Source organism: Actinacidiphila guanduensis, from assembly GCF_900103985.1.
In the GTDB taxonomy this organism is placed as follows: Bacteria; Actinomycetota; Actinomycetes; order Streptomycetales; family Streptomycetaceae; genus Actinacidiphila; species Actinacidiphila guanduensis.
This window is the reverse complement of record NZ_FNIE01000011.1, coordinates 338335-347950: the sequence shown is the minus strand read 5'-3', so window position 1 is coordinate 347950 and position 9616 is coordinate 338335. Positions and strand designations below refer to the sequence as shown.

Below are 9616 nucleotides of genomic sequence, written 5' to 3'. Positions count from 1 at the left end.
GGCCGTGCTGCCGAAGTGGTGGCTGTTGTGCGTTCTCATCAGCCAGTAGTACGCACCGGCGGCGGGGTACCGGTCGGTGCTGACCGTGTACGTGGGGGTGTAGTTCTTGAACACGCACCCGGGGCTGCTGTTTCCCTTGGTCATGTCGTCGCACCTGATGTCCAGGTCGCCGTAGGTATTGCCGAGGCTGATCGGGGTGGTGACATCGGCGGCTTCCACCGCGCCCGCCAGGATCCAGCCGAGACCGACGTCCTCCTCGCCGGTGCCGTTCCAGAACGTCTGGAATGTCTGCGCGGCGACATGGAGGTCCTCGGACCCGGTCCAGGCCATCTCACCCGTAGTGACCTTGGGCGATTGCGTGCAGTCGTCGCAGTCCGAGGCTGTCACCCAGCTCAGCGACACGGCCCCCAGCTCCGGATCGATCTCGAACGGGACGATGATCAGGCTCTGGTCGATCTCGGCGGTGTTGTTGAAGAGCTGGATGTTCTGCATCATCGCGAACTTGGCGTACCCGACGATTTTGTCGTTCACCGAGAACTGGATGTTCACCGGAGAAAAGCCGTTGAGGCACGCCTGAGTGCGCGTCTCGGTGTCGGTCAGCTGGGAACCGGGGCACCAGGACGGGATGGGAATCCCGTCGAGCGGGCGGTTCTGGATGGCCTTATCCATGCTCCGGGCTTCCGCCGAGTCCGGCCGGCCCACCGTGATGCAAGTGGAACGGCCTTGGGCGTCGGCAGTGGAGCAGTGCGCTCCCACGCCCGGCTTCGGCAGTTGCGCCGGGGTGAGTCTGATCGGTGCGACACCGCCTTCGTGCGCGGTCAGCGCGGCGCGCGCGGCCGGCGTCATCGCGGGTAGGCCGCCGCGCTGGACCGGCCGCGCCGGTCCTTCGTAGCCGGGCAGCGGCGCGGAATCGTCGGGGTTGGGGAAGGTGATGCCGGGGACACCCCCGTAGTCGCCTGGAACGAAGGCGACGGCGTCCCACGCAATGTCGGTGTCACCGGTGCCGTTGCCGGTGGTGTTGGAGAGCCTGACCTCCGGTGGCTGGTCGTTGAAGCGGTAAGCGCCGAGCGAAACCCAGGCGTTGGCGGAGTTGGCGCTCTGGGAGATCGTCTTGTCCACGGTGCCGAAGGGCGTGACGATCTGGTAGTCCGCGTCGGTGGCCTGCGCGCCGGTGTCGGGGACATGGACGTAGACCTTGGCCTCCTTCTGGGAGACGGGCGCATTCATCTTCCAGTCGCCGAGGACGGTCATGCGCCCGCCGTCGCCGCCGAGGTAGGCGGTGTCCCGGGTGTGGGCGTACCAGTAGTGGCCCTGGTAGCCGCCGCCTATCTGGTGCAGGTCGCCTTTGGCCTCGTACTGGCCGTCGCTGTCGGGGTAGAAGGTGAACTGGAAGGTGCCGGCGGACGTGGTGTTGCCGCAGTCGCTCCAGGTCGGTGTTCCGTCGGGCACGGAGTGGACGACGATCGCGCCGGTGGGCGGGGCGGCGCAGTCCGGTGTGCCGTATTGGAGGCGGTAGCCGCGGCCGGGTTCGGCGCGCAGGGTCTGATACTTGATGCTTTCGTGGCCGCAGGTGTCGGCGCAGTCGGGTTTCCAGACGGTGTTGGGCTGGTTCCACCAGTGGAGTTGGTCGCATCCCTCGATGTGGTCGGTCTCGCACGGTGGCGGGTTCGAGATGTCGCAGTCGTTGCTGCTGTTGCAGAAGGCGTCCAGCGGGGGCTTGATCTGGCTGCGGTCCCCGGTCGTCAGCCACCAGGAGGGTTGGAAGCCGGCGGAGGAGAAGCCGGACTCGCCGGGCCAGTCCTGCCGGCCGCTGGTGGCGTAGGAGTGTCCGGTGTCGATGGACCAGGCGGCCCAGCCCATCACCTTTTCCTCGTAGGGCCAGTCCTGGGGGTGGGCGGCGTCGTGGTTGGCGTTCGGGTCGAGGCTGGTGTCCATGAACGCCAGCCGGGAGGCCGGGTAGATGGGGTTGGCGGGGTTGTTGTACCAGCCGAGTCCCCAGGGGCCGTCCGGTCCGCCGGGGCCTGATCCGGGTGGGTTGAAGCCGAGGTTGTAGTTCCAGACGGCGGTGAACCAGTTCTCCGGCTTGGACGGGTCGTCGTTGTTGACGGTGATGGGCGAGTCGGCGCTGTGGACCTCGTTCCACTTGTCGGCGAGGATCTGCAGCGAGGCGGCGATGTTGACGGTGTAGTCGAGCGCGACGGCCTTTTGCAGGGTGGGGCTGAGCGCGGTCTCGCCGGGCTTCTCGTGGCCGGCCAGGCGCATGCCGTCGGTGACCTGTCCGACGCCGTATCCGCAGTCGCTGTTCTCCCAATCGATTTTCCAGTAGTCGGACGGGGCGGTTCCGGTGTGGCCGTAGAAGCCGGCGACGGACGCGAGTGGGTTGCCCATCTGGCCCGGAATCGCGCCGGATTCGGCCTGCCACAGGTTGGATTCCTGGGCGAGAATGCCGAGTTCGACCTGTGCGGGGATGTTACCGCCGCCGGTCAGGGCCGGTTTGGCGAAAAGACCCTGCGGGTCGATGGTGCCCAGGCCCGTCTGCGAGCGCCAGCCGCCCTGGGTGATCCAGCCCGACGTCAGATCGCCCCGTACGGCCATGTCGACGGCCCACTCGACCTGGTTGGGGGTGGGCTGCAGTGCCTGGGCGGCGGTGTCGTTGCGCGGCACCGAGCAGTAGCGGTCGGTGTCCACCGGGTTGTGGTCCACCGTGGCCGCGGCAGGCTTACTGTTCGCCGATGTCGATCGCCGCGCTGTCTGTGTGGTGGCCGTGGGGGAGCCGGTGAGCGCCGGCGAGGCCGTAGTGCTGGGGACCGCAGCGGCAGCGACGGTCTGGGTGACCTTCCTGCCGGTGGTGGTGGCCGTCGCGGTCAGCGTCAGCGTGCCGTCGTCAGCGGTGCCCGCCGATGTCTGCGCCGGGGCGGGTGCCGGAGACGACTGCGGCTTGACGACGGCGGCGGCGCGGCCGGCGCCGGCGATGTTGGCGAGGCCGGACTGGACGGCCGGCGCCACGACCGGGTCGACGGCGAAGCGCCCCAGGCTGGACAGTTGGGTGTCGATGCCCGCGGTGACCTTCGTGATGCCCGTGCCCGCGGTCCGGACCGTGCCCGTGGGGTGGCCGGTCAGGAAGACCTTGCCCGTTCCGGACTGCTGCAGCCCGAGATCGGTGAGCGGACCGGCCGCGACGGTGGTGATCTTGCCGGCCGTCCACAGCCTGGCGTGCGCGGTGGTGTCGCCCTTGTGGTCCAGGAAGGCGTACGCGGCTTTGCCGTGACTGCCCCCGCCCTGCGGGTGGATGTCGTAGGGGGTGCTGTCGGTGGCGGCCAGGGTGGTCGTCCTGCCGGTACGGCCGATGTGCACCAGGCGGTTGCCGAGCGCGGCGACCGTACCGTCCGCCACCGGGACCGCCGAGGTCACCTGCCCGCCCGCGGTGGTGTCGGCGACCGTGCGCCCGGCGGTGTCCACGGTGACCAGGCGTGTCTTCTCGTCGCGGTAGGCGGTGAACGCCGCGGTGCCGGTGGCCGGGTTGCAGGTCGGGTCGAAGTACGCCAGCGACGCGGTGAACGGCAGTTTGGTCACCGCGCCGGTGTCCAGGTCCACCACCGCCGCGAACGCGCCGCCCAGCATGAGGTCTTGGTGGTTGGTAAAGGTGCGGGGCGCGTACACCATTGCCGCGTGGCCGGTGTCGATCACGCAACTGTTGCCGATCCACGTGTCGGCCGGCATCCCCGGCTCCGCCAGCACCGCGGCGGTCCGCCAGGCGTAGGCGTCCTTGCTGTCGGCGACCAGTACGTGCACGCCGTCGTTGTCGGCAGCCGAGGCCACCGCGCGGTCGGCGGAGGTACGCCACCCGTTGCCCAGCGTCGCGTCCGGATCGGCCACGGCGCCGGAGGACGACTGAGAAGCGCCGGCCGCGCCCGATGGGGCCGGGCTGGCGCCTGCTGGGGACGCCTGTATGAGCCCCGTGAGTGCCGCAGTGACGGCGAACACCGCCACCGCGCCACGTCTGCGGAAAGAGAACACCTTTTCTTCTCCTTACGGCATGAGAAAGGGCACCGGCTCCGCGAAAGGAGCGGGTGCCGAGTGAGCTACCGGGAGGATTGCGCGGAGTACGAGGGGGTTTGGCGTGTGACCTGGGATCACTCGTTGCCGATTGGGCCCTGGGCGCACACTCCAACGGAGACCGGACAGGGAAAAGTCGGGGCACAGGCCTGCCGAACGTTGAGTTCCGGTCTGCACCAAGAGCCAAAATTGGCTGCCCGATGTCTCGGGCAGCAGCTTCAGGCTGGCGTGCGGAAAACTTGCACGATGACGACCGTCGGATTCTTCGGGATGATGGCTCCGACGGATTCATCACGTGCTGTGTAAACGGCAGAGCTCGCTTCGCTGGGCTGCAGAGTGGCAGTTTGAACGCGCAGCAATGCGTTGTAACCGAGCGGTCCTGTCAGCCTGATGTAGGTGAGGTAGTTCGCGGGATTGGTTCCGGTATTAGTCACGTCCACGCCGACCCAGAATGAGTCGCCGGATCCTTTGAGCACCGGTTTTTTCACCGTAACACCGTCTTTGGTGACTGGGAAAATCTCGTTGCCCCTGCTGGAGACAGTGGGAGGTGGAGTGGGTGACGTTGAAGCTCCTTTGGGTGTGGTCGGCGGTTGTGAGATCCCACCTGATGTGGGAACGGCCGCTTGTGATCCTCCGTTACTGCATCCGGTTACAACGAAGATCGCTGACAGTGCTATCGCCACCCATAGCAATGTGATGTCGCGGTTGCCGGCGAGGCGAGAGGTGTGGGTGCTCTTTGTCACGTTCACGGTACTAGTCGCAGAAGCTACCGAGCACACGGTTGATGAGGTAGCTGGACGAACTGGATGTCGTCTTCATCAGGGCGGTGACCGTCGGGCAGTTGTCCATGAACACTGGACCTGCGTAGTCGCTGTAGTTTCCTTGATCGACGCTGCAGCGTGGATTGCTGGCCTTGTTCTCGCAGAGCTGGATTTTCATCCACTTGGCTGACCCTGTGTTGTTGTCGAGAATGGCGCATTCCGAGTCACCCGGCCCCAGGCCGCCGTTGTCATACGTGAACAGTGTGCCGAGCCTGGTGTCCAGAGTGGGGAGAGGCTCGGCGTAATAGAGTTCGTATCCTGTGCCGCAGACTGTGGCCGCCTCGATGGCGGCCCGTCGTTCTTGTGCCGCGATCGTACGTGTGGTTGCGTTCGCGGCCGGCGATAACCTTAGCCCCTCGGTGACGGCGGTACGGTCAGCTGCTGACGCCTGTGGAGCAACGAAACACAAGGCAGCCAACGCTGCCACGGTGGCCCCGGCGCGTGAAGCGTAGGAAGACATTCCGTTTTCCCATCCATGGAAGTTCCGCCTCGATCACCACAGAAGCGGACGACAGAGTGATCATTGTTGTGATCAGAAGGACACTATGTGCATCTGAGGCGTCCCGGGAATAGACGGCATCAAGCCATCTCGCCGGTCGTGTGCCCCCTGCTGACCGATGGTCACCGAGCCGATATCGGGTGGCCAATATTTTGCCAGTTTCTGGCGTGAAGTTGGCCATTGATTACACGCGGTCATGATGTGTCGCCCGTCACATTTGCCGCAGGTTGTCGCGCATCGTGTTTTGCAAATCGGCCATACGGGGAAAACGGGGCACGCTCCTGTCGGGATTGCAGCCGACGAGCACACATGCTCGCTGCACCGAAGGTCGCAAATGGACCTGCCAGTAGCTGCGGACTGCTGGTGACTGCATTACCGGGGATGCGAAGAACGTCCCTGGGACGGTAGAAGCAGCGCTCGACCACGTGGCGTGCCGTCGGCTTCCCGCCGGGCACACCACTCATGGACCGTCTGCCGAGGCCCGTACCGCTCCGGCAGATCAGGCCACGGAGCCCCGTCCGCAAGCGTCACAACACCCCGTCGATCACCTGTCGGTGATCCGCCAGGGCCGCCCCCGACCGTCCAGCACCGGCAACAACGGAGCTGTCCGCTCCCACGTCGCATCCGTCAACTCACCACGACCAGCCACAAGATCAACTATCCGGGGCGCTCCGGTGTCGGCCTCGGCACCATCTACCGGCGCTTCGCCCACAAGAACGCGCTCCTCGACGAACTGGGCTGGCGCTTCCTCTCGCAGGTGGTGGCCATCGCCGAGAGCCATCTCGACGATCCCGGTGGGACAGGTCTGGCCGCCTACCTCCAGGACATCGGGAAGCTGCTGTCCACCCGCCGCGGGCTGATGGCCCGCCGCTGGACCATGCCCCACGCCCACCCCTCATCAGGCGCTCGCGTGAGCTGCAGGGCCTTCTGCTGGCCGATGCCCAGCGCCACGGCCTCGCCAGATCCGAACTGACCGCGGAGGACGTGGTGGTGGCCTGCTGGTCGCTCCGAGGGGTGGCCGAGACCACGCGCGGGCTGCCGATCCAGGCGTGGTGGCGGCACGTGGCCGGCAACCGCTGTTCGAGGCATTCCTGAGCGGCGTCTGCATTCCGTGGCGGCCTGACTGGCAGGATTCCCCGGGCAGGAACCGGCGCCCAGCAACGAGCGCACCGTTTCTCCCGCATGCGTTCGAAACTCGCCGGTGCTGCATCCGGCAACGTTCGCCTCGTGCGGGCGATGGAAATGCCGTGACGCTGTGTCAGCGGCGGGCCGGCCGCGTCAGTTGCGGGCCGTCTCCAGTTGCTCGGCCGGCTGCGGCTGGACGTCGGAGCGGCTGACCGCCAGGTAGGCGACCAGGGCGGCGATGAGCAGGGCGAGCACCAGCGCCACCGGGCCGTCGCCCAGGCCGAGCCCGCTTCTGCTCCTGGGCTTGGCGAGCCCGTCGGCGATCGAGGCGCCGAGCGGGCGGGTGATGACGTAGGCGGTCCAGAACGTCAGGACCGGGTTCCAGCCCAGCCAGTACCACCCGGCCGCCGGGATCGTCATCAGGATGGCGAAGAGGATCGCCGAGGAGCCGTAACCGAGGTGCGCGGTGACGGCGGTGAGGTCCCCCACCGCCGTGCCCATGGCGAAGGTGGCCACGACGGCCGCCCAGTAGAAGGCCTCGCGCCGCGGCGTGTCGATGCTGTGCACGGACAAGGTCTTCTCGGTCGCCCGCCACGACACGAAAACGGCGGCCAGCACGATCGCGTAGAACAGGCTGGAGACGGCGTACGGCACACCGATCGCGACGTGGACGACGTCGGCGGCCATCGTGCCGAACACGCCGACCCCGGCCACCGCGGACCAGTACGTCCACGCCCGGTAGCGCGCGGCGCGGAACTGCGCCATCAGGGCGGCGAGGAAGGCGGCGAACCCCAGCAGCACCGCGAGCGGCGGGGCCATCACGCCCACCAGGTAGTCCGAGACGGATTCGCCCATCGCCGTCGACAGCCCCTTGACCAGCCAGAAGACGGCGGTGATCTGCGGGACGCGCAGGGCGCCGGCGGTGGTCGGGCCGGGGCGGGAGTGGCGTGCGGAGGACGTCACGGGGATTCCTTGCGGGGCGCGGCGACGGAGGGGGCCGCCGACGATCACGCGGTCCGCCGTGATACTACAACTCGTAGAAGATGCCCGCGAACGGGCCGCGCCGTCGTAGTACCGCGGTACCACGGGCGCCCGCACGGTTCAGTCCCCGGTACCACGGAATCGCCCCGGCGGGGACCTAGCGTGGCAGGTGAGGCGCCGGATCCACGGACGCCGTACCCCGACAGGAAGGGCGCGCTCATGATCGTCGCACGGCAGTTGACCAAGCGCTACGGCGAGAAGACAGCCGTCGACGGCCTGGACTTCACCGTCAGGCCCGGCTCGGTGACGGGCTTCCTCGGGCCCAACGGCGCGGGCAAGTCCACCACGATGCGCATGATCGTCGGCCTCGACGCCCCCACCGGCGGCTCCGTCACGGTGAACGGCCGGCACTACGCGCAGCACCGCGCCCCGCTCCAGGAGGTCGGCGCCCTGCTGGAGGCGAAGTCGGTCCACCCGGGCCGGTCCGCGTACCGCCACCTCAAGGCGCTGGCACTGACCCACGGCATCCCGAAGCACAGGGTCGAGGAGGTCATCGAGATCGCCGGGCTCGGCAGCGTGGCCGGCAAGCGGGCCGGCGCTTTCTCGCTGGGCATGGGCCAGCGGCTCGGCATCGCCGCCGCGCTGCTGGGCGACCCGCAGACGGTCATGCTGGACGAGCCGGTCAACGGTCTGGACCCCGAGGGCGTCCTGTGGATCCGCAATCTGCTGACCTCCCTCGCCGAGGAGGGGCGCACGGTCTTCGTCTCCTCGCATCTGATGAGCGAGGTCGCGCTGGTGGCCGACCACCTGATCGTCGTGGGCCGCGGGCAGTTGCTGGCGGACACGACCGTGCGGGACCTCGTGCGTGCCGCCGGCGGCGACACCGTGCACGTGGCCACGCAGGACCCGGCCCGGCTGCGGGACGTCCTGGCCGGCCCGGGCGTGGACGTCACCGGCCGGATCGGCTCCGAGGAGCTGCAGGTCACGGGGCTGACCGCGCGGGAGATCGGCCTGAAGGCCGCCGAGCACGGCATCGCGCTGTTCGAGCTGAGCACCCGCCAGGTGTCGCTGGAGCAGGCTTTCATGGATCTGACCAGGGACGCCGTCGAGTACCACGGCGCCACGACCGGCAGCGGGACCGCCGAGTCCCTCGGGAGGACGGCATGACCACCCTCACCGCGACGGAGCAGACGTCTCCGCCCGCCCCCGCCCGGCCCGCCTACCGGGTGACCGGCCGCCGGGTGCTCGCCTCGGAGTGGGACAAGCTCTGGTCCCTGCGCTCGACATGGATCACTCTCGGGCTCGGCCTGCTGTTCCTCGTCGCCTTCGGCCTGATCGCGTCCGGGCGCTACGCGTCCACGTACGGCTCGCCCCACATGGACCACGACTTCGCCTCGTCGACCGCCGTGAGCCTGTCGCTCTTCGGCACCAACTTCGCCCAGTTGGCGCTTGGCGTCCTCGGTGTGCTGGTCACCGCGGGCGAGTACTCCACCGGGATGATCCGTTCGTCGCTCGCGGCGGTGCCGCGCCGGCTGCCCGTCCTGTGGTCCAAGGCCGCCGTGTTCGGCCTGGTCGCGCTGGCCGTCGCCCTGGTGGGCGTATGCGTCGCCTTCTTCTTCGGCGGCCGCATCGTCTCGGGCACGCCGGCGGCGATGGGCTTCTCGCACGCCGGGGTCGTCCGCAGCCTGCTGGGCGCCGCGCTCTACCTGGCTCTGGTCGGGGTGATCGGCACGGCGCTGGGCTCGCTGCTGCGATCGGTGGCCGGCGGCATCTCCGTGCTCGTCGCCGCGCTCATGCTCGTGCCCGGCCTCGCCGAGCTGCTGCCCTCCTCGTGGCGGGACGACATCACCCGCTACCTGCCGAGCAACGCCGGCGAGTCGATGTTCGCCCTGACCCACGACAGCACCACCCTGTCGCCCGCCGCCGGCCTGCTGGTCTTCCTCGGCTGGACGGCTCTCGCCCTGGCCGGCGCCGCCTACCGGCTGCTGCGCAGCGACGTGTGAGGGCCCGCACGATGTGGAGGTGCCCCTCATGACCTCCCGGGCCGCCTTCACCGGCGCGCCCGCGGCAGCGGCCTCCCCGGCCGCTGCCGCCAGCGTTTCCGCCGCCCCCGCCGCCCCCGCCGCCCCCGCGG

The 9616-nt window shown here is 68.6% G+C and carries 6 protein-coding genes and 1 pseudogene; 2 read left to right on the top strand and 5 right to left on the bottom strand.

Annotated features, from left to right (window positions below; all coding sequences use genetic code 11):
• From BLR33_RS24845 to BLR33_RS24830, 5 genes and pseudogenes are all read right to left on the bottom strand, one after another.
• On the bottom strand, positions 1-3876 hold a 3876-nt coding region (locus BLR33_RS24845), incomplete at its 3' end, for a golvesin C-terminal-like domain-containing protein (protein ID WP_093786790.1).
• A gap of 398 nt (positions 3877-4274) precedes the next feature.
• Complete coding sequence (locus tag BLR33_RS34820) at positions 4275-4799, bottom strand: hypothetical protein (RefSeq protein ID WP_143031747.1); 525 nt, start codon at positions 4797-4799, stop codon at positions 4275-4277.
• A gap of 10 nt (positions 4800-4809) precedes the next feature.
• Positions 4810-5337, bottom strand: a complete 528-nt coding sequence (locus BLR33_RS24840; RefSeq protein ID WP_245771638.1) for a hypothetical protein — start codon at positions 5335-5337, stop codon at positions 4810-4812.
• Between the two features lie 468 nt (positions 5338-5805).
• Positions 5806-6025 (bottom strand): annotated as a pseudogene (locus BLR33_RS24835) (transposase); the annotation flags it as partial.
• Between the two features lie 629 nt (positions 6026-6654).
• Positions 6655-7464, bottom strand: coding sequence for a COG4705 family protein (locus tag BLR33_RS24830; protein ID WP_245771637.1), 810 nt, complete (start codon positions 7462-7464; stop codon positions 6655-6657).
• Between the two features lie 237 nt (positions 7465-7701).
• Between BLR33_RS24830 and BLR33_RS24825 the strand changes: the two genes are divergently transcribed.
• Both BLR33_RS24825 and BLR33_RS24820 read left to right on the top strand, forming a co-directional pair.
• A complete protein-coding gene (locus tag BLR33_RS24825) occupies positions 7702-8649 on the top strand; it encodes an ABC transporter ATP-binding protein (RefSeq protein ID WP_093786789.1) in 948 nt (315 codons plus the stop codon).
• Complete coding sequence (locus BLR33_RS24820) at positions 8646-9485, top strand: ABC-2 transporter permease (RefSeq protein ID WP_093786788.1); 840 nt, start codon at positions 8646-8648, stop codon at positions 9483-9485. Before BLR33_RS24825 ends, BLR33_RS24820 begins: the two co-directional genes overlap by 4 nt.
• Positions 9486-9616: the final 131 nt, after the last annotated feature.

Excerpts from the sequence above, each read along its gene's own strand:
- BLR33_RS24840 (WP_245771638.1), bottom strand. The coding sequence starts at position 5,337 with ATGTCTTCCTACGCTTCACGCGCCGGGGCCACCGTGGCAGCGTTGGCT.
- BLR33_RS24820 (WP_093786788.1), top strand. The coding sequence starts at position 8,646 with ATGACCACCCTCACCGCGACGGAGCAGACGTCTCCGCCCGCCCCCGCC.
- BLR33_RS24825 (WP_093786789.1), top strand. The coding sequence starts at position 7,702 with ATGATCGTCGCACGGCAGTTGACCAAGCGCTACGGCGAGAAGACAGCC.